Raw genomic sequence first — 26,107 nt, forward strand, 5'->3', positions numbered from 1 at the left:
TCAGCCGCGCTGCCGGCTCAGCAGGGCGCGGAATTCGCCCTCCGGCAGGGGCTTGCTGAACAGGTAACCCTGGTAGTGATGGCAGCCTTGCGCGCGCAGAAAGTCCAGTTGCTCCTGCTTTTCCACGCCCTCGGCGATCATTTCCAGGTTGAGGCTGCGCGCCATGGCGATGATGGCGCGAACGATCTCGGCATCGTTGGTATCGTGGTTGGCTTCGCGCACGAAAGACTGGTCGATCTTCAGCATGTCCACCGGCAGGCGCTTGAGGTAGGTCAGCGAGCTGTAGCCGGTGCCGAAGTCGTCCATGGCGAAGCTGACACCATGCTTCTTCAGGCGCAGCATCTTGCCGATGGTGTCCTCGATGTTCTGGATGACGATGCCTTCGGTGATTTCCAGTTTGAGCATGGCATTGGGCAACTGGCTTTCGCGCAGGCAGTTGGCGATCCGTTCGACCAGCTCGTGCTGGCGAAATTGCCGGGGGCTGATGTTGACGCACAGGCTGAACTGGCCGGCGCTGATCAGCTCATCTGCCAGCAGGCGGGCGCAGACGTGGCAGGCTTCTGCCAGCACCCAGCCGCCCACCTCGATGATCAGGCCGCTTTCCTCGAGCACTTCGATGAAGTGCAGCGGCGAGAGGATGCCCTGTTCCGGGTGACGCCAGCGCAGCAGAACCTCCGCCCCGGCGATGCGGTCGCTGCTGGCGTCCACCTGTGGCTGGAAGTACAGCTCGAATTCGCCGCGGGCCAGGGCCAGGTGCAGCTCGCTCTCCAGGCGCAGGCGTGCACTGGCGGCGTCCTGCATGGTGCTGCGGAATAACTGGATGGTGTTGCGCCCGGAGTCCTTGGCGCGATACAGGGCGATATCGGCGCGTTTGAGCAGATCTGCCGGGTTGTCACCATGATCGGGAATCAGGGCGATGCCGATGCTGGGCGTGACCTGCAGTTGGTGGCCGTCGAGCAGCATCGGCTGGGCCAGCAGATGGCGCAGCTTTTCCGCCACCTGGCGCACCTGCCGGGTGGCTTCCGAGCGTTTGCTTTCCAGGCCGGAGATCAGCACGACGAATTCATCACCGCCCAGGCGGGCGACGGTGTCCTCTTCGCGCACGCTGGCCTCGAGGCGTGCGGTGATCAGGCGCAGTACGGCGTCGCCCACCGGGTGGCCGAGCGAGTCGTTGATGTGCTTGAAGTGGTCGAGATCAATGAACAGCAGGGCACCATGCATGGCCAGGCGTTTGTGCAGGGCGATCTGCTGGGTCAGGCGCTCCATCAGCAGGGCGCGGTTGGGCAGGTTGGTCAGGGCATCGTGATAGGCCAGGTGTTGCACCTGTGCCTGCGCCTGCTTCAGTTCGCTGATATCACGGGCGGTGAGCAGCAGGCAGGGGGTGCCCTCGATTTCGATGGGCTGCACGGAGACATCCACCAACAACACTTCGCCGTTGCGGTGCCTGCCGTGCATTTCCCGGTGTAGTACCTGGCCGTGTAGCAGCAGATCCTCGATCATCTGCCTGCGCTCTTCCGGGCAGGCCCAGATGTTCAGCTCGTAGACAGTCTTGCCGACTGCCTCCCAGTCTTCGTAACCGGTGATACGGGTAAAGCCCTGGTTGACCTCGATATAGCGCCCGCTGTCGCGCTCGCTGATGATGATGGCGTCGGGGCTGGAATAAAAAGCCCTGGCGAACTTCTCCTCCGAGGCTTTCAGGCGTTGCTCGCGCTGCACGCGCTCGCTGATATCGAGCAGGGTGCCGACCATGCGCAGTGGCTGGCCGGCTTCGTCGAGCTGCAGTTTGGCGGTGCTTTCCAGAAAGCGCAGATTGCCTTTGTCCAGATTGACCCGATAGGTCACCTGATAGTGCGTCTGCCGTTGCTCCACCAATTGCAGATAGCTCTGGCGCAGGTTTTGGCGATCACTCATCGGTACGTGGTTGAAGAAGCTCAGAAAGTCGCCGTCGAAGGGGGTGGCCGGCAGCCCTTGCAGTTCTGCCGCGCGGGCACTGGCGTACAGGCGTTGGGTTGGAATGTGCCAGTCCCAGGTACCCAGCTCGGCCGAGTCCAGGGCCAGTTTGAGACGCTCCTGGCTTTCTTTCAGGGCCCGTTCCTGTAAGCGTTGCTCGGTGATGTTGCGAATGGTCAGGATCAGATAAGTATTGCCGTCCAGCTCGATGGGGCCGCCGAACAGCAGATTGCTGCTGGTGCTGCCATCGCGGCTGTGCAGGCGCACTTCGAGGTTGTTCAGCTGGCCATCGTGCAGGGCGTCGAGCATGCGCTGGCGCTCGCTGGCCGAGCCCCAGATGCCCAGCTCCAGTGAGGTGCGGCCGATGGCCTCGGTATTCGTCCAGCCAAATTGCCGCTCGAAGCTGGGATTGATCTCGATGAAGCGCCCGCTCGCGATATCGGAAATGGAGACGGCATCGGGGGTGTGCATGAAGGCTTTGGCGAACTTCTCCTCACTGGCCCGCAGGGCATTGTCCGCCCGTTTGCGCGCGCTGGTGTCGAGGAAGGTGCAGAGCAACATGTTATCGCCCTGCAGCTCGATGTACTGACTGGAGAGCACGCCGTCGAGGATGGTGCCGTTGCGTGTGCGCAGTTGCACTTCCTGGATCAGCGGGTCACGGCTGAGCGGGGCTTGCTGGCGCAGTTGCTCGCGTTGTTCGCTGTGCACCCAGATGTTCAGTTCATGGGTGCTACGGCCCAGCACCTCATCGCTGGCCCAGCCGAAGGCCTGGGAAAAGTGCTGATTGACCTCGAGGATCTCGCTGGTTTCGTAGCGCACCAGCATCATGATGTCCGGGCTCAGACGAAACAGGCTGGCGAAGCGCTGTTCCGACGCACGCAGGGCGGCGGCGCGTTCCTGTTGCGCGCTGATGTCACGGATCACGCCGAACATGCGTTGGCTGCCGTCTGCCTCTTGTCGCAGGCTGCCGGTGATTTCCAGCCAGTGCAGGCTGCCATCGGGCCAGCGAATGCGATGGCGCAGGACATCGAAGATCTGTTCGCCCCTGACGATGGCGTCGAACTTCGCCAGAATCGCGGGGCGTTCTTCTTCCGGAATCAGCTCGAAGTAGTTCAGCGGTTGCGTGACCGGCCGGTTGGGATCCAGGCCGAACAGTGCCTGGGCGCCGCGTGACCAGCTCACCTGGCCGCTGCGAATGTCCCAGTACCAGGTGCCGAGATGGGCGCCATTGAGAGCGGCCAGCAGGCGCTGCGCGTCTTGCCAGGTCTGCTCGAATTCGGCGGGATCCATCGCCGGAATGTAAGGCAAGGGCGGAGTCTGGTCAGTCGATCTGGCCATGGCCGAGCCGTCCTCCGATGGTGCGCGGTGCGCATGATGAATATGTGTTCTTGGTATTGTGCCCTCACGTTAGACGGTGCATGGCTGCTTGTGCAAGGTCGTCGCGCTGGCTGTCGAGCAGGTCCATGAAGGCGCGGGCGGCGTTCGACAGGGTGCGCTCGGTATGCAGGATGTAGCCCAGTTGCCGGCTTAGCTGAATGCCGGGGATGGGCAGGCGGGTGACCTGGTCGTCAAGCATGGTGCGCGGCAGCACGCTCCAGGCCAGGCCGATGGAGACCATCATCTTGATGGTTTCCAGGTAGTTGGTGCTCATGGCGATATTGGGGGTCAGGCCCTGGGCCTCGAAAAGACGCTGGACGATGTGATGGGTAAAGGTGTTGCCGCCGGGAAATACCGCCGGGTGCTGGGCCACGTCGGCCAGGCTGATCACCTGGCTGCGCGCCAGCGGGTGCTCTGGCGCGGCGACGAAGTCCAGCGGGTCGTCCCATACGGCGACGGCACGGATCGGCTCGCGGGTTTCCGGGGCGAGGGTGATCACCGCCAGTTCGGCACGGCCATGCAGCACTTCTTCATACGCCACCTCCGAGTCAAGGAACTGGATGTCCAGTGCCACCTGCGGGTGGGCGCGGGTGAAGGCGCGCAGCAGGGCGGGCAGGCGATGCAGGCCGATGTGGTGACTGGTGGCCAGGGTGAGGCGGCCGCTGACCTCACCGGACAGGTTGGTCAATGCGCGACGCGTATCGTCCAGCACGTTGAGTATCTGGTAGGCGCGTGGCAACAGGGCGCGGCCGGCCTGGGTCAGGCCGATCTCGCGGCCCAGGCGGTCGAACAGGCGCACGCCCAGTTGCTGTTCCAGGCCGGCGATGCGCTTGCTCACGGCTGGTTGGGTCAGATGCAGGCGCTCGCCGGCTTCGGAGAAACTGCCGGTTTCGGCGATGGCGATGAAGGCGTTGAGGTTGGCCAGATCCATAGAAGCAGCTCCAAGCGGCAAGCTGCAAGGCACAAGCTGGGCCGCTCGGTCTTTGCTTCCGGCTTGTAGCTTGACGCTTGCAGCTTGAAATGGATTCCTTTCTGGAATCCTCTGGATGAAAAATATGAATTTGAGTTATTCGTCTCGTGATCATAGCATTTCACCCCATAAGCCGCAGGGCCATTTCGCCCGGGTATAGAAAGACGCTGATGAGGTATAGGCTGATGGCCGGCAAGACGCTCTACGACAAGCTCTGGGAAATGCACGAAGTGAAACGTCGCGACGACGGTTCCTCGTTGATCTACATCGATCGTCACATCCTCCACGAAGTGACCTCGCCGCAGGCTTTCGAGGGGCTGCGCCTGGCTGGGCGCAAGCCGTGGCGCATCGACGCCAACATCGCCACCCCGGATCACAACGTGCCGACCACCAAGGCCGAGCGCCAGGGCGGCCTCGAAGCCATTGCCGACGAGGTCTCGCGCATCCAGGTACAGACCCTGGACGAGAACTGCGATGACTTCGGCATCCTCGAATTCAAGATGAACGACGTGCGCCAGGGCATCGTTCACGTGGTCGGCCCGGAGCAGGGCGCCACCTTGCCCGGCATGACCGTGGTCTGCGGCGACTCGCACACCTCCACCCACGGCGCTTTCGGCGCGCTGGCCCACGGCATCGGCACTTCCGAGGTCGAGCACGTGCTTGCCACCCAGTGCCTGGTGGCCAAGAAGATGAAGAACATGCAGGTGCGTGTCGAGGGCAAGCTGCCGTTCGGCGTCACCGCCAAGGACATCGTACTCGCCGTGATTGGCAAGATCGGCACCGCCGGCGGCAATGGCCATGCCCTGGAGTTCGCCGGTAGCGCCATTCGCGACCTGTCCCTGGAAGGGCGCATGACCATCTGCAACATGTCCATCGAGGCCGGTGCCCGTGTGGGCCTGGTGGCGGTGGACGAGAAGACCATCGCCTATGTCAAGGATCGCCCGTTCGCGCCCAAGGGCAGCGACTGGGACAAGGCCGTGGCGCAATGGCAGAACCTGGTGTCCGACGCCGATGCGGTGTTCGATACCGTGGTCGAGCTGAAAGCCGAGGACATCAAGCCGCAGGTTAGCTGGGGCACCTCGCCCGAGATGGTGTTGGCGGTGGATCAGAACGTGCCGGATCCGGCGCGCGAAAGCGACCCGGTGAAGAAGGACTCGATCACCCGCGCGCTCAAGTACATGGGCCTGACCGCCAATCAGCCGATCACCGCTATCCAGCTCGATCGCGTGTTCATCGGCTCCTGCACCAACTCGCGCATCGAAGACCTGCGCGCCGCCGCCGAGGTGGCCAAGGGGCGCAAGGTAGCTGCCACCGTCAAGCAGGCGCTGGTGGTGCCGGGTTCCGGCCTGGTCAAGGCGCAGGCCGAGGCCGAGGGGCTGGACAAGATCTTCATCGAGGCCGGCTTCGAGTGGCGTGAGCCAGGCTGCTCCATGTGCCTGGCGATGAACCCGGACAAGCTGGGCAGCGGCGAGCATTGCGCCTCCACCTCCAACCGCAACTTCGAGGGGCGTCAGGGCGCCGGTGGTCGTACCCACCTAGTGAGTCCGGCCATGGCTGCTGCGGCTGCGGTGACCGGTCGCTTCATCGACGTTCGCGAATTGATCCAGGCCTGAGGAGAGTTTTGATGAAAGCCTTCACCCAACACACCGGCCTGGTCTGCCCGCTCGATCGCGCCAACGTCGACACCGACCAGATCATTCCCAAGCAATTCCTCAAGTCGATCAAGCGCACCGGTTTCGGCCCCAACCTGTTCGACGAGTGGCGCTACCTGGATGTCGGTCAGCCGAACCAGGACAACAGCAAGCGCCCGATCAACCCGGATTTCGTGCTCAACTTCCCGCGTTATCAGGGTGCCAGCGTGCTGCTGGCCCGTGAGAACTTCGGCTGCGGCTCCTCGCGCGAGCACGCGCCCTGGGCGCTGGACGAGTACGGTTTCCGCACGGTGATTGCGCCGAGCTTCGCCGACATCTTCTACAACAACAGCTTCAAGAACGGTCTGCTGCCGATCATCCTCAAGGATGAAGAGGTGGACGCGCTGTTCGAGCAGGCCGAGGCCACCGAGGGTTATCAGTTGACCATCGATCTGGCGGCGCAGACCGTCACTCGCCCCGATGGCGTGCAGTACGCCTTCGAGGTCGACGCCTTCCGCAAGCACTGCCTGCTCAACGGTCTGGACGACATCGGCCTGACCCTGCAGGATCAGGAGGCGATCAAGGCCTTCGAGGCCAAACACCAGCAGAACAGCCCCTGGTTGTTCGGCGCGATCAAATGACAGGAGCTGCAAGCCGCACGCTTCAAGCTGCAAGTAAAAGCGGCTTGTGCTTGTGGCTTGCAGCTTGAAGCTATTTCCGAAGGAAAAAAGATGAGCAAGCAGATTCTGGTTCTCCCTGGCGACGGTATCGGCCCGGAAATCATGGCCGAGGCGGTCAAGGTATTGAACCTGGCCAACGACAAGTACGCCCTGGGTTTCGAGCTGAGCTTCGATGACCTGGGCGGCGCGGCCATCGACCGTTATGGCGTGCCGCTGGCCGACGAGACCTTGGCGCGCGCCAAGGCCGCCGATGCCGTGCTGCTCGGCGCCGTTGGTGGGCCCAAGTGGGACGCCATCGATCCGGCCATCCGCCCGGAGCGCGGCCTGCTGAAGATCCGTTCGCAACTGGGCCTGTTCGGCAACCTGCGTCCGGCCATCCTCTACCCGCAACTGGCCGAGGCCTCCAGCCTCAAGCCGGAAGTGGTCGCCGGCCTGGACATCCTTATCGTCCGTGAGCTGACCGGCGGAATCTACTTCGGCCAGCCGCGCGAGAGCAAGGTGTTGGAAAACGGCGAGCGCATGGCTTACGACACGCTGCCGTACAGTGAGAGTGAAATTCGCCGTATCGCCAAGGTCGGTTTCGACATGGCCATGGTGCGCAACAAGAAGCTGTGCTCGGTGGACAAGGCCAACGTCCTGGCCTCCAGCCAGCTATGGCGCGCCGTAGTCGAGGAAGTGGCCAGGGATTACCCGGACGTCGAATTGAGCCACATGTACGTCGACAACGCCGCCATGCAACTGGTGCGTGCCCCCAAGCAATTCGACGTGATGGTCACCGACAACATGTTTGGTGACATTTTGTCCGACGAGGCTTCGATGCTCACCGGTTCCATCGGCATGCTGCCGTCGGCATCCCTGGATGCCAACAACAAGGGCATGTACGAGCCGTGCCATGGCTCTGCGCCGGACATCGCTGGGCAGGGCATCGCCAACCCGCTGGCCACCATTCTCTCGGTGTCCATGATGCTACGTTACAGCTTCGGCCAGGTGACCGCTGCCGACGCCATCGAAAAAGCGGTGAGCCTGGTGCTGGATCAGGGCCTGCGTACTGGCGACATCTGGTCCGAAGGCAAGACCAAGGTCGGTACTGCTGCCATGGGTGATGCAGTAGTCGAAGCGCTGCGTAGTCTGTAATCTTCTCGGCCCCGCCGGGGTGGTTCCGGCGGGCTGTTCATATAGGTGTAGTCGTTATGAAACGTGTAGGTCTGATCGGTTGGCGTGGCATGGTCGGTTCCGTGCTCATGCAGCGCATGCTGGAAGAGCGGGACTTCGACCTGATCGAGCCGGTGTTCTTCACCACCTCCAATGTCGGTGGCCAGGGCCCCGCCATTGGCAAGGACATTGCCCCGCTGAAGGACGCCTACAGCATCGACGACCTGAAAGGCTTGGACGTGATCCTGACCTGCCAGGGCGGCGACTACACCAACGAAGTCTTCCCCAAGCTGCGCGAAGCCGGTTGGCAGGGCTACTGGATCGATGCTGCCTCGTCGCTGCGCATGGACGACAGCGCGGTGATCGTGCTCGACCCGGTCAACCGCAAGGTGATTGACCAGGCGCTGGACGCCGGCAGCAAGAACTACATCGGCGGCAATTGCACCGTCAGCCTGATGCTGATGGCCTTGGGCGGCCTCTACGAAGCCGGTCTGGTCGAGTGGATGAGCGCCATGACCTACCAGGCGGCCTCGGGTGCCGGTGCGCAGAACATGCGCGAGCTGATCAAGCAGATGGGCGCGATCAACGGTGCCGTCGCCGATGAACTGGCTGACCCGGCCAGCGCCATTCTCGATATCGACCGCAAGGTGGCCGAGGCCATGCGTGGCGAGGCCTTCCCGGTGGACAACTTTGGCGTACCGCTGGCCGGCAGCCTGATCCCCTACATCGACAAGGAACTGCCGAACGGGCAGAGCCGTGAAGAGTGGAAGGCCCAGGCCGAAACCAACAAGATCCTCGGTCGCTTCAAGAGCCCGATCCCGGTGGATGGCATCTGCGTGCGCATCGGCGCCATGCGTTGCCACAGCCAGGCACTGACCATCAAGCTGAACAAGGATGTGCCGATGGCCGACATCGAAGGCCTGATCAGCCAGCACAATCCCTGGGTCAAGCTGGTGCCGAACCATCGCGAAGATTCCATCCGCGACCTCGGCCCGACTGCCGTGACCGGCACCCTGAGCGTTCCGGTCGGGCGTCTGCGCAAGCTCAACATGGGCTCGCAGTACCTCGGTGCCTTCACCGTGGGCGACCAGTTGCTATGGGGCGCTGCCGAGCCGCTGCGACGCATGCTGCGTATCCTCCTGGAGCGTTGATTCGTCCCGGCTGTCGGTGGGCTCGCCGATAGCCGATTGCCTGGGCGCGAGGGCGCGGTTACAGTGCCGCTCCCTTCGCGTCACAGGTTTTCCTCATGAGCCAGTCACTTTCCATTGCCATCGTGGGCGCCACCGGGAACATCGGTGAAGCGCTGGTCAGTCTGCTCGAAGAGCGCGATTTTCCGGTCAAGGATCTGTATCTGCTGGCCAGTGATGAATCCGCCGGGAAAAGTCTGTCGTTTCGTGACCGCCAGGTGCGGGTCAGGGCACTCGATGCGTTCGATTTCAAGGCCGCGCAACTGGTGTTCTGTGCGGCCAGTGCCGAGGTCACCCGTGAGTACCTGGAGCGGATCGTCGCGGCCAACTGCTCACTGATCGATCTGTCCGCCGCATTGCCCTTGACCCAGGCGCCCTGCCTGCTGCCAGAGGCAGGTGAGCTGTGGCTGGCGACGCAGCGGCCACCCTTCCTGCTCAGCAGCCCGACGCCGGCTGCCGTCGCTGTCGCGCTGGTGACACAGGCGCTACGCTCTCTGTTGCGGCCCCGTCGTATCGGGGTGACGGCCATGTTGTCGGCTTCCACGCTGGGCCGTGCCGGGGTGCGGGAGCTGGCACGGCAGACCGCCGAGTTGCTCAATGGCCGTTCGTTCGAGCCGCAGGGCGTGGATCGGCAGATTGCCTTCAACGTACTGGCTCAGATCGGTACGCCGGACGAGCAGGGGCATGCGCGGCTGGAGGCACGGTTGGCAGCGGAGTTGCAGCAATTGCTGGGCGATGCGCACCTGCCCATTGCCGCGACCTGTGCCCAGGTGCCGGTATTCTTCGGGGATAGCCTGGCGGTCACTCTCGAGAGTGATACTCCGGTGGACGTGGCGGCCATTACTGCTTGCCTGGCCGAGGCGCCCGGACTCGAGCTGGCAGAGGAGGGGGATTACCCCACGGTTGTGGGGGATGCGCTGGGGCAGGATGTGATCCAGGTGGGCCGTATTCGCCAGGCCGTTGCCGATCCGACTCAGCTCAATTTGTGGATTGCGTCTGATAATGTGCGAAAAGGTGCTGCTCTGAATGCCGTGCAAATAGCAGAGTTGTTGATAAAACACTATCTGTAAAAGATACTTACCTAGAAATTTGAAGAATTTTTCTAGCTTGGCAATACTGGTTTGGATGAATACCGAATGGGGAGCCGCTGATTCAGCGGATGCAGGCGGTGTTCATCTAAACCCCTCTCGTCTTCGAGAAAGAAGTTAAAACAAGGGATAACGCTATGGTTCGGGTTCGCAAACTGGTGCTGGCAATCGCAGCGGCTTCCGCCCTGTCTTCCGGTATGGCGCATGCGCTGGGGTTGGGTGAAGTGACCCTGCAATCCTCGCTGAACCAGCCTCTGGTGGCGGAAATCGAATTGTTGGAGGTGCGCGATCTGACCTCCGACGAACTCGTGCCGAAACTGGCTTCTCCTGAAGAGTTCACCAAAGCGGGTGTCGACCGCCAGTTCTTCCTCACCGACCTGAAGTTCACGCCGATACTCAAGCCGAACGGTAAGAGTGTCATTCGTGTGACATCCAGCAAGGCGGTGCGTGAACCTTATCTGAACTTCCTGGTGGAAGTGCTCTGGCCGAATGGTCGGTTGTTGCGTGAATACACCCTGTTGCTTGACCCGCCTCTGTATTCCCCGCAAACCGCCGCTGCTGCTCCGCAGGCTCCAGTCGCCGCACCTGCGCCCGCGCCACGCCCGAGTGCGGCGCCGCGAGCTCCCGTGGCAGGCAGCGCTGCGCCGCGGTCGAACACCGCGCCTGCTGCACCGTCGCGCGCCATTGCCGGCAATGAATACCGCACGGCGAAGAACGACACGCTGTGGGAAATCGCTCAGCGCGTCGAGGGTGGTAGCGTTCACCAGGCCATGCTGGCCATTCAGGATCTGAACCCGGATGCCTTCATCGGTGGCAACATCAACCGCATGAAGAGTGGCCAGGTGCTGCGTCTGCCCGACGAGCAGCAGGTTCGCAGCCGCAGTAACGCCGAAGCCATCGCTCAGGTCGCCGAGCAGAACGCCGCCTGGCGCGCAGGGCGTGACGTTGCTTCCCGCCAGCTCGACGCTACGCGCCGCACCGAAGCGGGCTCCGCTCCGGCCGTGGCCGAGCGCGGCGATAGCCTGAAACTGGTTTCGGGTGAGACTGGCAAGGCGACGCAGGGCAGCGATACCGGCTCCGCCGACAGCAAGGCCCTGGCCGACAAGCTGGCCGTGACTCAGGAGAGCCTGGATTCGACGCGACGCGAAAATGCCGAGCTGCAGAGCCGCATCGGTGATCTGCAGAGCCAGTTGGACAAGCTGCAACGCCTGATCGAGCTCAAGGACAGCCAACTGGCAAAACTGCAGGCCGAGAGCGCCCAGGCAGGCCAGACACCGGCTGCCACGCCCGAGGCGCCAGCAGCGCCGGCCGCCGAGCAGGCCCCGGCGCCTGCCGAGAATGCCGCCGCAGAAGCGCCAGCGGCAACCGAGCCAGCACCGGCCGAACCGGCTGCAGCACCGGATTACAACTACAGCGAAGAGCCTGCCGAGCCCGTGCAGGAGCCTGCTGTCGAAACGCCGCCAGCGGCCAGCGAGGCGCCAGCCGCAGAACCGGCCAAGCCTGCGCAGCCGGCGGCTCCAGCCGTGGAGCAGCCCAGCTTTGTCGATGAGCTGCTGGGCAATCCAATGACCCTGGGGCTGGCCGGCGGCGGTGCGTTGTTGCTGCTGCTGGTCGGTCTGATGGCCCTGTCGCGGCGCAATGCCATGAAGGAGTCGGAGCAGCATGAGGCGCAGGCCGAGGCGCTCGCTCAGGACAGCGCCTTCGCCGAAGAGCTGGACATGCCGGAAGACAGCTTCGCCGGTCTCGACGATGAGCCGGCCAAGGCGGCTGCAGAGGATCGTGTGACCGCGCAAACCGGCGACGTGCTGGGCGAGGCCGACATCTATATTGCCTACGGTCGCTTCAATCAGGCCGCCGAGCTGCTGCACAACGCCATCAACGACGAGCCGCATCGTACTGATCTGCGCTTGAAGCTGATGGAGGTCTATGCCGAACTGGGTGACCGCGAAGGCTTCGCCCGCCAGGACAACGAACTGCGGGAAATCGGTGGCGCCACTGCCGAAGCCGAGCAGCTCAAGAGCAAGTATCCGGCCATGGCCGCGTTCGTCGGGGTTGGTGTTGCTGCAGGTGCGGCGGCGGATGATCTGGATTTCAGCCTCGATGACATTGGCCTGGCTGATGGCGGCAATGAAACCGCTAGCACGACAGATGATCTGGATGACGCCTTCGACCTGAGCCTGGATGACCTGGAGAGCGATCTGGAGCGTGACGTGCAGGCCAGCGCGCAGCCGGCCGAGCCGACCCCGGCGCTGGATGAGGATCTGGATTTCGGTCTGCTCGACGAGCAGCCGGCCAGCAAGGCCGTGGACGACCTGGATTTCGACCTGTCGCTCGATGACGAGCCTGCCGAGAGCAAGCCGCTGGCCGACGAGCTGGCTGACTTCAGCCTCGATCTGGACGAGCCTGCTGCTCCTGCTACAAGTGACGAGGCGGACGATTTCCTGGCGAGCCTGGATGAGCAGCCTGCCGCACCCGAAGAGCTCGATCCGCTGGCTGATCTGAGTCTGGATCTGCCCGAGGAAAACCCGGCTGACGAAGTGGATCTGCCGTCCGATTTCGACCTGTCGCTGGCCGACGACGAGCCGGCCAAGCCCGCCGATGTCGGCAGCTTCGCCGCGCAACTCGACGAGGTCAGTGCCGAGCTGGAACAGCTCTCCGCCGAGAACGAAGCGGCCAGCGAGCCGGCCGATACCTTCGATCTGCCGGCCAGCGATGGCCTGAGTGAGGATCTTGAAGGCGACGATGATTTCGACTTCCTCGCCGGCACCGACGAGACCGCGACCAAGCTGGATCTGGCCCGTGCCTATATCGACATGGGTGATGCCGAAGGTGCGCGCGACATTCTCGATGAAGTGGTTGCCGAGGGTAGCGAAGCTCAGCAACAGGAAGCCCGCGAGATGATTGCCAAGCTGGTTTGAGATCCATGTCCGATGCAGTACCTGTAGCGGCCGCCGAAATGGCGGTCGCTGGCTTTTCCCGAATCGCCCTGGGTGTCGAGTACAAGGGCGCCCGTTATCGCGGCTTCCAGCGTCAGAGTGGCAAGGTCGCTTCCATTCAGGGTTGCCTGGAGTCGGCGCTGTCGAAAGTGGCGGGGGGCGCGCCAGTGAACATCATGTGCGCCGGTCGCACCGATGCTTCGGTGCATGCCAGTGGCCAGGTGGTGCACTTCGATACCGCCGTCGAGCGCCCGCTGCATGCCTGGATCATGGGCGCCAACATGAACCTGCCCAAGGACATCAGCGTGACCTGGGCCAAGGTCATGCCGGCGCATTTCCATGCTCGTTTCAGTGCCATGGCGCGGCGTTATCGCTATGTCATCTACAACGATCCGATCCGCCCCGCGCACATGGCCGAGGAAGTCACCTGGAATCACCGCCCGCTGGACTTGCAGCGCATGCGCCAGGCGGCCGAGGCTATGGTCGGCACCCATGATTTCAGCGCCTTCCGCGCCAGTCAGTGCCAGGCCAAGTCGCCGATCAAGACCATCCATCATCTGGCGCTGATCGAGCATGGTCGCTTCATCGTGCTGGATATCCGTGCCAACGCCTTCCTTCATCACATGGTGCGCAACATCGCCGGTGTGCTGATGACCATTGGCGCTGGCGAGCGCCCCGTGGAGTGGGCGCGCGAGGTGCTGGAGCGGGGCGAGCGGCGCAGTGGCGGCGTCACCGCCCATCCTCACGGTCTCTATCTGGTCGAGGTCGAATACCCCGAGGAGTTCGAGCTGCCGTCGCGCTACCTGGGGCCACACTTTCTTTCCGGCCTGGTGGATGTGCGGCAGAGCTAGGCCTTTGCTAACATCCTGCGTCCGACAGCCAACAGGTATGAAGCCAATGCGCGTGCGCAGCAAGATTTGCGGCATTACCCGCGTGGAGGATGCGCTGGCCGCCGTGGAGGCCGGGGCGGATGCCATTGGCCTGGTGTTCTACGCCAAGAGCCCGCGTGCGGTCAGTGTCGAGCAGGCGCAGGCCATCGTTGCCGCCTTGCCGCCTTTTGTCACCAGCGTGGGGCTGTTCGTCGACATGCCGCGTGAGGAGTTGCAGGCGGTGCTGGCGCAGGTGCCGCTCGACCTGCTGCAGTTCCATGGCGAGGAGTCGCCGGCTGACTGCGAAGGCCATGGCCGCCCCTACATCAAGGCTCTGCGCGTGCGCCCCGGTGGGGACGTTGCAGCCCTGCTGGCGCCCTATGCCGGTGCGCGCGGCATCCTTCTGGATACCTTCGTCGAAGGTGTGCCCGGTGGCACGGGGGCGGCGTTCGACTGGTCGCTGGTACCGTGCGAGGCCGGCAAGCCGATCATTCTTGCCGGCGGGCTGACGGCGGACAACGTTGCGCAGGCCATTGCCCAGGTTCGCCCTTACGCCGTTGATGTCAGTGGTGGGGTGGAGGCGGCAAAAGGCATAAAGGATGCAGGCAAGATTCACGCATTCCTGCAGGCGGTCGCGTTAGCCTGATGTGACGGCGGCGCGCCTGGTGCCGTCCACTAAGCTGTCGTGCCGCCTGAACGCGGCGCAAACGAATTGCTGGAGGCGGGTAGCTGTGTGGCCGCCCGCTCCGACCATCGGTTATGGAGAGATAACAGCATGAGCAACTGGTTGGTAGACAAACTCATCCCCTCGATCATGCGTTCCGAGGTGAAGAAGAGTTCCGTGCCCGAGGGGCTCTGGCACAAGTGCCCGTCCTGTGAGGCCGTGCTCTATCGCCCCGAGCTGGAAAAGACCCTGGATGTCTGCCCCAAGTGCAACCACCACATGCGTATCGGCGCGCGTCGTCGCCTCGATCTGTTCCTCGATGCCGATGGCCGCGAGGAAATCGGTGCCGATCTGGAGCCGGTCGATCGTCTGAAGTTCCGTGACAGCAAGAAGTACAAGGATCGCCTGGCCGCCGCGCAGAAGCAGACCGGCGAGAAGGATGCGCTGATCTCCATGAGCGGCACCCTCGAAGGCATGCCGATCGCGGTCTGCGCCTTCGAGTTCTCCTTCATGGGCGGCTCCATGGGCGCCATCGTCGGCGAGCGTTTCGTCCAGGCCGCCAACGTCGCTCTGGAAAAGCGTTGCCCGCTGGTGTGCTTCTCCGCTTCCGGTGGTGCGCGCATGCAGGAGGCGCTGATCTCGCTGATGCAGATGGCCAAGACCTCGGCGGCCCTGGCGCGCCTGCGCGAGGAAGGCCTGCCGTTCATCTCCGTGCTGACTGACCCGGTCTACGGCGGCGTTTCCGCCAGCCTGGCCATGCTCGGTGACGTGATCGTCGCCGAGCCGAAAGCGCTGATCGGCTTCGCCGGCCCGCGGGTGATCGAGCAGACCGTGCGCGAGAAGCTGCCGGAAGGCTTCCAGCGCAGCGAGTTCCTCCTCGAGCACGGCGCCATCGACATGATCATTTCGCGTGACGAACTGCGCCCGCGTCTGGCACGTTTGCTCGCGCAATTGATGAATCGTCCGTCCCCTGTGGCCCTGCCGGCCACGGCATGACATGACCGAACGCAGCCTGGGCGAATGGCTCGCCTACCTCGAGCAACTGCACCCCTCGGCCATCGACATGGGTCTGGAGCGCTCGCGCGAGGTGGCGCAGCGTATGGGCCTTGGCCAGCCGGCGCCACGGGTGATCACCGTCACCGGTACCAATGGCAAGGGCTCCACCTGCGCCTTCATCGCCAGCCTGCTGCGCGAGCAGGGGCAGCGCGTCGGGGTCTATAGCTCGCCGCACCTGCTGCGCTACAACGAGCGCGTCGTGATCGAGGGACGCGAGGCCAGCGACGACGAGCTGTGCCAGGCCTTCGCCGCCGTCGAGGCGGCGCGTGGCGAGATTTCCCTGACCTATTTCGAGGTGGGCACCCTGGCGGCCTTCTGGCTGTTCGAGCGCGCGGCGCTGGATGCCGTGGTGCTCGAGGTCGGCCTGGGCGGACGTCTGGATGCGGTGAATCTGGTGGATGCCGACCTGGCGCTGATCACCAGTATCGGCCTCGACCATGCCGACTGGCTGGGCGACAGCCGCGAGTCGGTGGCCTTCGAGAAGGCCGGCATCATGCGCGCTGGCAAGCCGGCGCTCTGTGGTGATCTGGATCCACCGCAGCCGCTGATCGATGCCGTGGTGCGCCTGGATACGCCGTTCTTCCTGCGTGGGCGCGATTACGGGCTGAGTGTCGGCGAGACGGGCTGGGACTGGTTCGGTCTGGATGAGCAGGGCCGTGTCCTGCGCCTGAATGATCTGCCTCTGCTCGACCTGCCCATGGAGAACGCTGCCCTGGCCGTGCAGGCCTATGCCTTGCTCGGCCTGGCCTGGGATCAGGCAGCCATTACCCGTGCCTTGCTCGCCACCCGAGTGGTGGGGCGCCTGGATCGGCGTGCGCTGACCTGGCAGGGCAAGCACCTGACCCTGCTCCTGGATGTCGGGCACAACCCGCATGCCGCCGACTACCTGGCGCAGCGACTAGAAGCCCGTCCGCCGGTGGGGCGGCGCCTGGCCGTGTTCGGCCTGTTGGCCGACAAGGATCTGCCCGGAGTCGTGGTCCCCTTGCAAGGCCTGGTTGCGAGCTGGGCCGTGGCACCTCTGGCCACGCCGCGTTCGCGGCCTGCGGCGGAACTGGCCGAGCAGTTGCGCATGCGCGGTGCCCAGGTCAGCCAGCATGGCAGCGTCGCTGAGGCCTTGGTGGCGCAATGCCAACTGGCTGCTGAGGGGGACGAGATTCTCCTCTTTGGTTCATTCTTCTGCGTGGCCGAAGCGCTGCAATGGTTGGCCGAGCACGGCTGACAGGCTGGCGCTGCACGGCGTCGGGATGGCAGTATCGCAGCTTGTGGCTTTTCAACCGTGGAGTAGGGCATGGCTTTGTTGGAAAAGGGGCTCAAGCAGCGCATGGTCGGCGCATTGGTGCTGGTGGCGTTGGCGGTCATCTTTCTGCCGATGCTGCTGTCGCGCGAGGACGAAATGCGCCAGGTGGTGGTGGACGTGCCGCAGATGCCGCAGGCTCCAGCCGCGCCGGAGATCGTGGTCGAGCCAGCCGAAGTGGTCGAGCCCGAGGCGTTGCCACAGGAGCCGGTGCCGGCCGATCCGCAGGCGCCCCTGGGTGCAGAGGTGCCTGTCCCCCAGCCTGAAGAGCAGAAGCCAGCGCCGGCCAGCGAGGCCAAGCCGGCTCCGGCAGCCGAACCTGCGACGCCGCCCGCGACCAAGCCGGAGAGCCGTCTGGACGCCAACAGCCTGCCGATAAGCTGGTCGGTGCAACTGGCCAGCCTGTCCAGCCGCCCTGGTGCGGAAAACCTGCAGAAGACCCTGCGCAGCCAGGGCTACAACGCCTATATCCGCACCTTCGACGGCATGAACCGGGTGTTCGTCGGGCCGCTGATCGAACGCGCCGAGGCCGAGCGCCTGCGCGACCAGCTCAACCGCCAGCACAAGCTCAACGGCTTCGTCGTGCGCTTCCAGCCGGAGGCCGGCTAAGTCTCGGACGCGGCGCCCGGTTACTCCGCGCGCCGCGCTCTGTTAGAATGCCGGCCTTTTCCGCTGGCAGACTGCACCGTGGCATTTACCTGGGTCGATTGGGCGTTCATCGCCGTCATCGCCATCTCAAGCTTGATCAGCCTCAAGCGTGGCTTCGTCAAGGAAGCCCTGTCGCTGCTCACCTGGATCATCGCGGGCGTGGTTGCCTGGATGTTCGGTGGCGCCTTGTCCCAGCATCTCGTCGAATACATCGAAACACCTTCTGCCCGAGTCATCGCCGCCTGTGCCATTCTGTTCGTCGCCACGCTGCTGGTCGGTGCGCTGGTGAATTTCCTCATTGGCGAGTTGATTCGGGTCACCGGGCTGTCGGGGACCGATCGCTTTCTGGGCATGGTCTTCGGCGCGGCGCGCGGTGGTCTGCTGGTGGTGCTGTTGGTGGGGCTGATCAGCCTGGCGCCGGTGGAGCAGGATACCTGGTGGCAGCAGTCGAAGCTGGTGCCGCATTTTCTGATGGTCGCCGATTGGTCGAAGAATCTGATTCTGGGCTGGTCGGGCCAATGGTTTAACGGTGGAACGGCTCACCCAGCCGGTCTGCTTTGAAAAGAGCGGCCGACGCGGGCAACCGCCGTGCCGGTCGCTGAATTAGCCTGAACTATCTAGCAGGGGTCGTGGCACATGTGTGGCATCGTCGGTATCGTCGGCAAGTCGAACGTCAATCAGGCGCTGTATGACGCGCTAACCGTCCTTCAGCATCGCGGCCAGGACGCTGCCGGCATCGTGACCAGCCATGAAGGCCGGCTGTTCCTGCGCAAGGACAATGGCCTGGTGCGCGACGTGTTCCAGCAGCGCCACATGCAGCGCCTGGTCGGGCACATGGGTATCGGCCACGTGCGTTACCCCACCGCCGGCAGCTCCAGCTCGGCCGAGGCGCAGCCGTTCTACGTCAACTCGCCCTATGGCATCACCCTGGCGCACAACGGCAACCTGACCAACGTCGAGCAGTTGGCCAAGGAGATCTACGAGTCCGATCTGCGTCACGTCAACACCAACTCCGACTCGGAAGTGCTGCTCAACGTGTTTGCCCACGAGCTGGCCCAGCGCGGCAAGCTGCAACCCACCGAGGAAGACGTGTTCGCCGCCGTCAGCCATGTGCACGAGCGCTGCGTGGGTGGCTACGCGGTGGTGGCGATGATCACCGGCTACGGCATCGTCGGCTTCCGTGATCCCAACGGCATTCGCCCCATCGTCTTCGGCCAGCGTCACACCGACGAGGGCGTGGAGTACATGATCGCCTCCGAAAGCGTGTCGCTGGACGTGCTCGGCTTCACCCTGATCCGCGACCTGGCGCCGGGCGAAGCGGTGTACATCACTGAGGAAGGCCAGCTCTTCACCCGCCAGTGCGCGACCAATCCCAAGTACGCCCCGTGCATCTTCGAGCATGTCTATCTGGCGCGCCCGGACTCGATCATGGATGGCATCTCGGTGTACAAGGCGCGCCTGCGCATGGGCGAGAAGCTGGCCGACAAGATCCTCCGCGAGCGTCCGGATCACGATATCGACGTGGTCATTCCGATCCCCGATACCAGCCGCACTGCAGCGCTGGAGCTGGCCAACCACCTGGGCGTGAAGTTCCGCGAAGGCTTCGTCAAGAACCGTTATATCGGCCGCACCTTCATCATGCCCGGCCAGGCAGCGCGCAAGAAATCCGTGCGGCAGAAGCTCAACGCCATCGAATTGGAATTCCGCGGCAAGAACGTGATGCTGGTGGACGACTCCATCGTGCGCGGCACCACCTGCAAGCAGATCATTCAGATGGCCCGTGAGGCCGGGGCGAAGAACGTCTACTTCTGCTCGGCGGCGCCGGCGGTGCGCTACCCGAACGTGTATGGCATCGACATGCCCAGTGCACACGAACTGATCGCCCATGGCCGCACCACCGAACAGGTGTGCGAGCTGATCGGTGCCGACTGGCTGGTCTACCAGGACCTGTCCGACCTGATCGAGGCGGTCAGTGGCAGCAAGAAGATCAAGATCGACAACTTCGACTGCGCGGTCTTCGATGGCAAGTACGTGACCGGCGATGTCGATGCGGCGTATCTGGATCGCATCGAGCAGGCGCGCAACGATGCCAGCAAGGCCAAATCGCAGGCTGTCAGTGCGATCATCGATCTGCATAACAACTGACGGGCTTCAGGCATGGCCCGGATGTAATCCGGGGCCATCGCAGATTGAATTTCCCGGATTGCATCCGGGCTACTTGCGTGAGGTAGCGATATGACACTGGAATGGGAAGCCGGTCGGCTCGACAGCGATCTGGATGGCGCAGGCTTCGATACCCTGGCGGTGCGTGCCGGCCAGCGCCGTTCGCCGGAAGGCGAGCACGGCGAGGCACTGTTCCTCACCTCCAGCTACGTGTTCCGCACGGCGGCCGATGCTGCTTCGCGTTTCGCTGGCGAGGTGCCGGGCAACGTTTATTCGCGTTATACCAACCCTACGGTGCGCACCTTCGAGGAGCGCATCGCCGCCCTGGAGGGCGCCGAACAGGCGGTGGCCACGGCTTCCGGCATGTCGGCCATCCTCGCCATCGTCATGAGCCTGTGCAGCGGCGGCGACCACGTGCTGGTGTCGCGCAGCGTGTTCGGCTCCACCATCAGCCTGTTCGAGAAGTACCTCAAGCGCTTCGGTGTCGAGGTGGATTACGTGCCGCTGGCCGATCTCGATGCCTGGAAGGAAGCGTTCAAGCCCAACACCCGGCTGTTGTTCGTCGAGTCGCCCTCCAACCCGCTGGCCGAGCTGGTGGATATCGCCGCGCTGGCCGACATCGCCCATGCCCGTGGCGCGTTGTTGGCAGTGGACAACTGCTTCTGCACGCCGGCGCTGCAGCAGCCGTTGAGGCTGGGTGCCGATATCGTCATGCATTCGGCCACCAAGTACATCGACGGCCAGGGCCGCGGCCTGGGTGGTGTGGTGGCGGGGCGCCGCGATCAGATGAAGGAAGTGGTCGGCTTTCTGCGTACCGCCGGCCCGACCCTGAGCCCGTTCAACGCCTGGCTGTTCCTCAAGGGGCTGGAGACCCTGCGCATCCGCATGCAGGCGCAGAGCGACAGCGCCCTGCAACTGGCGCTGTGGCTGGAACAACAGCCGCAGGTGGAGCGGGTGTATTACGCCGGGCTGCCCAGCCATCCGCAGCACGAGCTGGCGAAGCGGCAGCAGAGCGCCTTCGGTGCGGTGGTCAGCTTCGAGGTCAAGGGCGGGCGTGACGCCGCCTGGAAGGTGATCGACGCCACCCGCGTCATTTCCATCACCACCAACCTCGGCGACACCAAGACCACCATCGCCCATCCGGCCACCACCTCACACGGGCGTCTGACCCCGCAGGAGCGTGCCAATGCCGGTATCCGCGACAGCCTGATCCGCGTCGCGGTCGGCCTGGAAGACCTGGATGATTTGAAGGCCGATCTGGCACGCGGCCTGGCCGCGCTCTGAGCATGTTCGAGTGGGGCAGTGAGGCCGCGTCCAATACCGGGCGAGTCGTGCTGGTGGCCGGCGCGGCTCGCGGTATCGGCCTGGGCATCGCCGCCTGGCTGGTCTGCGAAGGCTGGCAGGTGGTGCTGGCGGACGTCGACCGCGAACGCGGCTCCAAGGTGGCACGAGCGCTGGGTGCCAATGCCTGGTTCGTGGCCATGGACGTGGCCAAGGAAGATCAGGTCAGTGTCGGCGTCGCCGAAGTGCTTGGCCAGTTCGGTCGCCTCGATGCGCTGGTGTGCAACGCCGCCATCGCCGACCCGCATACGCCGCCGCTGGAATCGCTCGACCTCAGGCGCTGGAACCGCATACTGGCGGTGAACCTCACCGGCGCCATGCTGCTGGCCAAGCACTGTGCGCCATATTTGCGTGGTCATCGCGGCGCCATCGTCAATATTGCCTCGACCCGCGCCAGCCAGTCCGAGGCCAACTGCGAGGCCTATGCCGCGAGCAAGGGTGGCCTGCTGGCGCTGACCCATGCGCTGGCCATCAGCCTGGGGCCGGAGGTGCGAGTCAATTGCGTCAGCCCGGGCTGGATCGATGCCCGTGACCCCGTACAGCAACGGCGCGAGCCGCTCTCGGTGTTCGACCATGCGCAGCATCCGGTCGGCCGTGTCGGCACCGTGGAGGATATTGCAGCGCAAGTGGCCTGGCTGCTCTCCGATGATGCCGGTTTCGTCACCGGGCAGGAGTTCGTCATCGACGGCGGCATGAGCCGCAAGATGATTTACCAGGAGTAGCAGCGGCAAGCTGCAAGCGACAAGCTTCGAGTAAAAGCAATGAAAAAGCCCGACTCTTTCGAGTCGGGCTTTTCGTTGCGATGGCCGGATTACATGTTGGGGTAGTTCGGCCCGCCGGTGCCTTCCGGTGCCACCCAGGTGATGTTCTGCGCCGGATCCTTGATGTCGCAGGTCTTGCAGTGCACGCAGTTCTGCGCGTTGATCTGGAACTTCTTCTCGCCGTCTTCCTGCGTCACTACCTCGTACACGCCGGCCGGGCAGTAGCGCTGCGCCGGTTCGTCGTACAGCGGCAGGTTCTTCGCCAGCGGAATGCTCGGGTCGGCGAGCTTGAGGTGGCAGGGCTGCTCTTCTTCATGGTTGGTGTTGGAGAGGAACACCGAACTCAGCTTGTCGAAGCTCAGTTTGCCGTCCGGCTTGGGATAGTCGATCTTGGAGCACTCGGCTGCTGGCTTGAGGCAGGCATAGTCCGGCTTGTTGTCGTGCAGGGTGAAGGGCGCCTTGCCGCCGAAGACGTTCTGATCCAGCCAGTTGATGCCGCCGCCGATCAGGGTGCCGTACTTGTGGATGGCCGCGCCGAAGTTACGGCTGCGGAACAGTTCGTCGTACAGCCAGCTGGCCTTGAAGCCGTCGACGTAGTTGGTCAGCTCATCGCCGCCCTCACGGCCTGCAGCCAGGGCTTCGGCGATGGCATCGGCAGCCAGCATGCCCGACTTCATCGCGGTATGGCTGCCCTTGATCTTGGCGAAGTTCAGGGTGCCGAGGTCGCAGCCGATCAGCGCGCCACCGGGGAAGACCATCTTCGGCAGCGAGTTCAGGCCGCCCTTGCAGATGGCGCGGGCACCGTAGGCGACACGCTTGCCACCTTCCAGATACTGCTTGACCACCGGGTGGTGCTTGTAGCGCTGGAACTCGTCGAAAGGCGACAGGTGAGGGTTGGCGTAGGACAGGTCGACGATCAGGCCGACCACTACCTGGTTGTTCTCCAGGTGATAGAGGAAGGAACCGCCGGTGTTTTCCTTGCCCATGATGTCCAGCGGCCAGCCGGCGGTATGCACCACCAGGCCCTGCTGGTGCTTGGCCGGGTCGACGTCCCAGATTTCCTTGATGCCGATGCCGTAGTGCTGGGCGTCGGCTTCGCTGTCGAGTTTGTACTTCTTGATCAGTTGCTTGCCGATATGGCCACGGCAGCCCTCGGCGAACAGGGTGTACTTGGCGCGCAGTTCCATGCCCGGGGTGTAGTAGCCTTCCTTCGGGTTGCCTTCGCGGTCGACGCCCAGGTCGCCGGTGACGATGCCACGCACCACGCCGTTGTCGTCGATCAGCGCTTCCTGAGCGGCGAAGCCGGGGTAGATTTCCACGCCCAGGTTCTCGGCCTGCTGGGCCAGCCAGCGGCACAGATTGCCGAGGGAGATGATATAGTTGCCCTCGTTGTGCATAGTCTTGGGCACGAAGAAGCCGGGCAGCTTGACGGCGCTCTCGGCGTCCTTGAGCAGGTAGATGTCATCACCCTTGACCGGGGTGTTGAGCGGGGCGCCCAGTTCTTTCCAGTCAGGGAACAGTTCGTTCAAAGCGCGAGGCTCGAAGACCGCGCCGGAGAGGATGTGAGCGCCGACTTCGGAGCCTTTCTCGACCACGCAGACGCTGATCTCCTGGCCCGCTTCAGCGGCTTTCTGTTTCAGTCGGCAGGCGGCGGAAAGGCCAGACGGGCCGGCGCCGACGATGACGACGTCGAACTCCATAAATTCGCGTTCCACAGGCTATCTCCTACTCAAGGCTCTTCGATGTTTTATATTGGAGGGCGCAACTCGTCTCCCTGAGTGCTGCGGCATTATATCTACACCCTCCCAGCGGGCCAATACAAACGTTTGTTTGAATTTTCTGTAGGCCTGCTAGAATCCTACTACATCGCGGATGACCGGCCAGTTCGCTGTATTGACCGAGTCAGGTCGCGGGGTCAAGATACGGGCGGTTTTGCGCTCGCCGTCTGGGCTGAAGGCTGATTCTGGCCGATCTGCATCACTGGCCAGGCTCGCCTTGGCGACATTCTTATTCACCGGAGAGTAACGAGGAATCCATGAAGGTTCTTGTAGCTGTCAAACGAGTGGTCGACTACAACGTCAAGGTCCGCGTCAAGGCGGACAACAGCGGCGTCGACCTCGCCAACGTCAAGATGTCCATGAACCCCTTCTGCGAAATCGCCGTGGAAGAAGCCGTACGCCTGAAGGAGAAGGGCGTGGCGAGCGAGATCGTCGTCGTCTCCATCGGCCCGACCACCGCTCAGGAACAACTGCGTACCGCCCTGGCACTCGGCGCCGACCGTGCCATCCTGGTCGAGTCCAGCGACGAGCTGAACTCCCTGGCCGTGGCCAAGCTGCTCAAGGCCGTGGTCGACAAGGAGCAACCGAAGCTGGTGATTCTCGGCAAGCAGGCCATCGACAGTGACAACAACCAGACCGGCCAGATGCTGGCCGCGCTGAGCGGCTACGCCCAGGGCACCTTCGCCTCCAAGGTGGAAGTCGCCGGCGACAAGGTCAACGTCACCCGCGAGATCGATGGCGGTCTGCAGACCGTGGCCCTCAACCTGCCGGCCATCGTCACCACCGACCTGCGCCTGAACGAGCCGCGCTACGCGTCGCTGCCGAACATCATGAAGGCCAAGAAGAAGCCGCTGGAAACCGTTACCCCGGACGCTCTGGGCGTTTCCACCGCGTCCACCGTCAAGACCCTGAAAGTCGAAGCGCCGGCTGCCCGCAGCGCCGGCATCAAGGTCAAGTCCGTGGCTGAACTGGTCGAGAAACTGAAGAACGAGGCGAAGGTAATCTAAATGGCTATTCTGGTTATCGCTGAACACAGCAACGCCGCTCTGGCGCCCGCCACCCTCAACGTCGTCACTGCCGCGCAGAAGATCGGTGGCGATATCCACGTGCTGGTTGCCGGCAGCAACGCTTCTGCCGCAGCCGAAGCCGCTGCCAAGGTTGCTGGCGTGGCCAAGGTACTGCTGGCTGACGACGCCGCCTACGCGCATCAACTGCCGGAGAACGTCGCGCCGCTGATCGCCGAGCTGGGCAAGAACTACAGCCACATCCTGGCTGCTGCCACCACCAACGGCAAGAACTACCTGCCGCGCGTGGCCGCGCAACTGGACGTTGACCAGATCTCCGAGATCATCGCCGTCGAGAGCGCCGACACCTTCAAGCGTCCGATCTACGCCGGTAACGCCATCGCCACTGTGCAGTCCTCGGCGGCGGTCAAGGTGATCACCGTGCGTACCACCGGTTTCGACGCCGCCGCTGCCGAAGGTGGCTCCGCTGCCGTCGAAGCGGTATCCGGTCCGGCCGATGCCGGCAAGTCCGCCTTCGTCGGTGAAGAGCTGGCCAAGTCCGACCGTCCGGAGCTGACCGCTGCCAAGATCGTCGTCTCCGGCGGTCGTGGCATGGGCAATGGCGACAACTTCAAGCACCTCTACGCGCTGGCCGACAAGCTTGGCGCTGCCGTCGGCGCTTCCCGTGCCGCCGTCGACGCCGGTTTCGTGCCGAACGACATGCAGGTCGGTCAGACCGGCAAGATCGTCGCGCCGCAACTGTACATCGCCGTCGGCATCTCTGGTGCCATCCAGCACCTGGCCGGTATGAAGGACTCGAAGGTGATCGTGGCGATCAACAAGGACGAAGAAGCGCCGATCTTCCAGGTGGCTGACTACGGTCTGGTGGCCGATCTGTTCGAGGCCGTACCGGAGCTGGAAAAGCTGGTTTAAGCTGGCTTTCCTGCTACGAGAGAAACCCGCTCCCATGAGCGGGTTTTCTTTTTGGTTTTTTGTGGATTTTCGGTTGATACCGGACTGGCAAGTTTGTGTGTTGGATTGCTGGTGTTCTAAACGCCGCTTCGGTGTGTTCAGAAACTCCTTGTTTCGCCCCCTCGGGCGACTCACTTTTCTTTGAAATGCGCAAAGAAAAGTAAGCAAAAGAAACGCACCCCCGCCATCCGGGTCTCGCTGCGCTCGACTCCCCTCACTCCGGCATCGCTCCGGGGTCAGCGTACATGGGCCATCCCTGGCCCATTACGCCTCTCGTGGCATCCATGCCACTCGCCCCCTGCGCAATGCCTACGTTCGGCCTCCTGAAGGGGGAGTTAGCGCGCCTGAACGTACATCGGTTCCGGGCATACCCGGCGTGTTCTGGTCGCTGTGGAGCCGCGATTTGGCTGTCGAATTCAACCAATAGTTTCATTCGCGCAGTTTCATTCGCCTGGATAGCTTGCCGGCTTGCAGCCGGCATTCTGGTAAGCCCTAGGGCTGACCCATGTTCAAGCACTCCACGCTAATTCTGGGTTACCGCAGGTTCAGGCGCGTGCAGAGCCCGCCCAGGAGGGCGAACGGAATC

At 63.6% G+C, this 26,107-nt stretch carries 20 protein-coding genes; 17 read left to right on the forward strand and 3 right to left on the reverse strand.

All coding sequences use genetic code 11. The features are described from left to right. Entirely contained in the window at window positions 1-3,288 is a 3,288-nt protein-coding gene (locus PVE35_RS09210; protein ID WP_268177977.1) for an EAL domain-containing protein, read from the reverse strand. A 64-nt stretch (window positions 3,289-3,352) separates the two neighbouring features. Next, window positions 3,353-4,258 (reverse strand): LysR family transcriptional regulator, encoded by a 906-nt coding sequence (locus tag PVE35_RS09215; protein ID WP_268177976.1) that lies wholly within the window; start codon window positions 4,256-4,258, stop codon window positions 3,353-3,355. A 224-nt stretch (window positions 4,259-4,482) separates the two neighbouring features. On the opposite strand from PVE35_RS09215, the gene leuC reads away from it, so the two are divergent. The 15 genes from leuC (at window position 4,483) to PVE35_RS09290 (ending at window position 21,728) form a co-directional block, all read left to right on the forward strand. Beyond that, window positions 4,483-5,910, forward strand: a complete 1,428-nt coding sequence (gene leuC, locus PVE35_RS09220) for a 3-isopropylmalate dehydratase large subunit (protein ID WP_268184329.1) — start codon at window positions 4,483-4,485, stop codon at window positions 5,908-5,910. A gap of 11 nt (window positions 5,911-5,921) precedes the next feature. After that, window positions 5,922-6,569: a 3-isopropylmalate dehydratase small subunit gene (gene leuD / locus PVE35_RS09225; RefSeq protein ID WP_268177975.1), complete on the forward strand. Its 648-nt coding sequence runs from the start codon at window positions 5,922-5,924 to the stop codon at window positions 6,567-6,569. Window positions 6,570-6,659: 90 nt separating this feature from the next. Beyond that, entirely contained in the window at window positions 6,660-7,742 is a 1,083-nt protein-coding gene (gene leuB / locus PVE35_RS09230) for a 3-isopropylmalate dehydrogenase (RefSeq protein WP_268177972.1), read from the forward strand. Window positions 7,743-7,798: 56 nt separating this feature from the next. Further along, window positions 7,799-8,911, forward strand: coding sequence for an aspartate-semialdehyde dehydrogenase (gene asd / locus PVE35_RS09235; RefSeq protein WP_268177971.1), 1,113 nt, complete (start codon window positions 7,799-7,801; stop codon window positions 8,909-8,911). Between the two features lie 95 nt (window positions 8,912-9,006). Beyond that, complete coding sequence (locus PVE35_RS09240; RefSeq protein ID WP_277374451.1) at window positions 9,007-10,017, forward strand: aspartate-semialdehyde dehydrogenase; 1,011 nt, start codon at window positions 9,007-9,009, stop codon at window positions 10,015-10,017. A 155-nt stretch (window positions 10,018-10,172) separates the two neighbouring features. Further along, window positions 10,173-12,953: a FimV/HubP family polar landmark protein gene (locus PVE35_RS09245; RefSeq protein ID WP_277374452.1), complete on the forward strand. Its 2,781-nt coding sequence runs from the start codon at window positions 10,173-10,175 to the stop codon at window positions 12,951-12,953. A gap of 5 nt (window positions 12,954-12,958) precedes the next feature. Further along, window positions 12,959-13,822, forward strand: coding sequence for a tRNA pseudouridine(38-40) synthase TruA (gene truA, locus PVE35_RS09250; RefSeq protein WP_277374453.1), 864 nt, complete (start codon window positions 12,959-12,961; stop codon window positions 13,820-13,822). 46 nt (window positions 13,823-13,868) lie between these two features. Further along, on the forward strand, window positions 13,869-14,486 hold the full coding sequence (locus PVE35_RS09255) for a phosphoribosylanthranilate isomerase (protein WP_277374454.1): 618 nt from the start codon (window positions 13,869-13,871) through the stop codon (window positions 14,484-14,486). Window positions 14,487-14,615: 129 nt separating this feature from the next. Further along, window positions 14,616-15,500: an acetyl-CoA carboxylase, carboxyltransferase subunit beta gene (accD, locus tag PVE35_RS09260; protein ID WP_268177966.1), complete on the forward strand. Its 885-nt coding sequence runs from the start codon at window positions 14,616-14,618 to the stop codon at window positions 15,498-15,500. Window position 15,501: 1 nt separating this feature from the next. After that, a complete protein-coding gene (gene folC, locus PVE35_RS09265) occupies window positions 15,502-16,779 on the forward strand; it encodes a bifunctional tetrahydrofolate synthase/dihydrofolate synthase (protein WP_277374455.1) in 1,278 nt (425 codons plus the stop codon). Between the two features lie 69 nt (window positions 16,780-16,848). Then, window positions 16,849-17,463: an SPOR domain-containing protein gene (locus PVE35_RS09270; RefSeq protein ID WP_277374456.1), complete on the forward strand. Its 615-nt coding sequence runs from the start codon at window positions 16,849-16,851 to the stop codon at window positions 17,461-17,463. Window positions 17,464-17,541: 78 nt separating this feature from the next. After that, a complete protein-coding gene (locus PVE35_RS09275) occupies window positions 17,542-18,063 on the forward strand; it encodes a CvpA family protein (RefSeq protein WP_277374457.1) in 522 nt (173 codons plus the stop codon). A gap of 75 nt (window positions 18,064-18,138) precedes the next feature. Further along, on the forward strand, window positions 18,139-19,647 hold the full coding sequence (gene purF, locus PVE35_RS09280; protein ID WP_268177961.1) for an amidophosphoribosyltransferase: 1,509 nt from the start codon (window positions 18,139-18,141) through the stop codon (window positions 19,645-19,647). Between the two features lie 90 nt (window positions 19,648-19,737). Continuing rightward, window positions 19,738-20,949 (forward strand): O-succinylhomoserine sulfhydrylase, encoded by a 1,212-nt coding sequence (locus PVE35_RS09285; RefSeq protein WP_277374458.1) that lies wholly within the window; start codon window positions 19,738-19,740, stop codon window positions 20,947-20,949. Between the two features lie 2 nt (window positions 20,950-20,951). Continuing rightward, window positions 20,952-21,728, forward strand: coding sequence for an SDR family oxidoreductase (locus PVE35_RS09290; protein ID WP_277374459.1), 777 nt, complete (start codon window positions 20,952-20,954; stop codon window positions 21,726-21,728). Window positions 21,729-21,817: 89 nt separating this feature from the next. Here PVE35_RS09290 and PVE35_RS09295 read toward each other — a convergent pair whose 3' ends face one another. Continuing rightward, a complete protein-coding gene (locus PVE35_RS09295; RefSeq protein ID WP_277374460.1) occupies window positions 21,818-23,482 on the reverse strand; it encodes an electron transfer flavoprotein-ubiquinone oxidoreductase in 1,665 nt (554 codons plus the stop codon). A 320-nt stretch (window positions 23,483-23,802) separates the two neighbouring features. On the opposite strand from PVE35_RS09295, the gene PVE35_RS09300 reads away from it, so the two are divergent. Then, window positions 23,803-24,552, forward strand: coding sequence for an electron transfer flavoprotein subunit beta/FixA family protein (locus tag PVE35_RS09300; protein ID WP_268177957.1), 750 nt, complete (start codon window positions 23,803-23,805; stop codon window positions 24,550-24,552). Further along, window positions 24,553-25,482, forward strand: coding sequence for an FAD-binding protein (locus tag PVE35_RS09305; protein ID WP_268177956.1), 930 nt, complete (start codon window positions 24,553-24,555; stop codon window positions 25,480-25,482). Window positions 25,483-26,107 lie beyond the last annotated feature (625 nt).

Source organism: Pseudomonas sp. AA-38, from assembly GCF_029457475.1.
Lineage (GTDB): Bacteria > Pseudomonadota > Gammaproteobacteria > Pseudomonadales > Pseudomonadaceae > Aquipseudomonas.

What these genes read in the sequence shown, in the direction of transcription:
- PVE35_RS09240 (WP_277374451.1), top strand. Translation starts at nt 9,007, where the DNA reads ATGAGCCAGTCACTTTCCATTGCCATCGTGGGCGCCACCGGGAACATC.
- truA (WP_277374453.1), top strand. Translation starts at nt 12,959, where the DNA reads ATGTCCGATGCAGTACCTGTAGCGGCCGCCGAAATGGCGGTCGCTGGC.
- PVE35_RS09255 (WP_277374454.1), top strand. Translation starts at nt 13,869, where the DNA reads ATGCGCGTGCGCAGCAAGATTTGCGGCATTACCCGCGTGGAGGATGCG.
- PVE35_RS09215 (WP_268177976.1), bottom strand. Translation starts at nt 4,258, where the DNA reads ATGGATCTGGCCAACCTCAACGCCTTCATCGCCATCGCCGAAACCGGC.
- leuC (WP_268184329.1), top strand. Translation starts at nt 4,483, where the DNA reads ATGGCCGGCAAGACGCTCTACGACAAGCTCTGGGAAATGCACGAAGTG.
- leuD (WP_268177975.1), top strand. Translation starts at nt 5,922, where the DNA reads ATGAAAGCCTTCACCCAACACACCGGCCTGGTCTGCCCGCTCGATCGC.
- PVE35_RS09290 (WP_277374459.1), top strand. Translation starts at nt 20,952, where the DNA reads ATGTTCGAGTGGGGCAGTGAGGCCGCGTCCAATACCGGGCGAGTCGTG.
- PVE35_RS09300 (WP_268177957.1), top strand. Translation starts at nt 23,803, where the DNA reads ATGAAGGTTCTTGTAGCTGTCAAACGAGTGGTCGACTACAACGTCAAG.
- PVE35_RS09270 (WP_277374456.1), top strand. Translation starts at nt 16,849, where the DNA reads ATGGCTTTGTTGGAAAAGGGGCTCAAGCAGCGCATGGTCGGCGCATTG.
- asd (WP_268177971.1), top strand. Translation starts at nt 7,799, where the DNA reads ATGAAACGTGTAGGTCTGATCGGTTGGCGTGGCATGGTCGGTTCCGTG.
- leuB (WP_268177972.1), top strand. Translation starts at nt 6,660, where the DNA reads ATGAGCAAGCAGATTCTGGTTCTCCCTGGCGACGGTATCGGCCCGGAA.
- PVE35_RS09210 (WP_268177977.1), bottom strand. Translation starts at nt 3,288, where the DNA reads ATGGCCAGATCGACTGACCAGACTCCGCCCTTGCCTTACATTCCGGCG.
- folC (WP_277374455.1), top strand. Translation starts at nt 15,502, where the DNA reads ATGACCGAACGCAGCCTGGGCGAATGGCTCGCCTACCTCGAGCAACTG.
- PVE35_RS09305 (WP_268177956.1), top strand. Translation starts at nt 24,553, where the DNA reads ATGGCTATTCTGGTTATCGCTGAACACAGCAACGCCGCTCTGGCGCCC.
- PVE35_RS09285 (WP_277374458.1), top strand. Translation starts at nt 19,738, where the DNA reads ATGACACTGGAATGGGAAGCCGGTCGGCTCGACAGCGATCTGGATGGC.
- purF (WP_268177961.1), top strand. Translation starts at nt 18,139, where the DNA reads ATGTGTGGCATCGTCGGTATCGTCGGCAAGTCGAACGTCAATCAGGCG.
- accD (WP_268177966.1), top strand. Translation starts at nt 14,616, where the DNA reads ATGAGCAACTGGTTGGTAGACAAACTCATCCCCTCGATCATGCGTTCC.
- PVE35_RS09245 (WP_277374452.1), top strand. Translation starts at nt 10,173, where the DNA reads ATGGTTCGGGTTCGCAAACTGGTGCTGGCAATCGCAGCGGCTTCCGCC.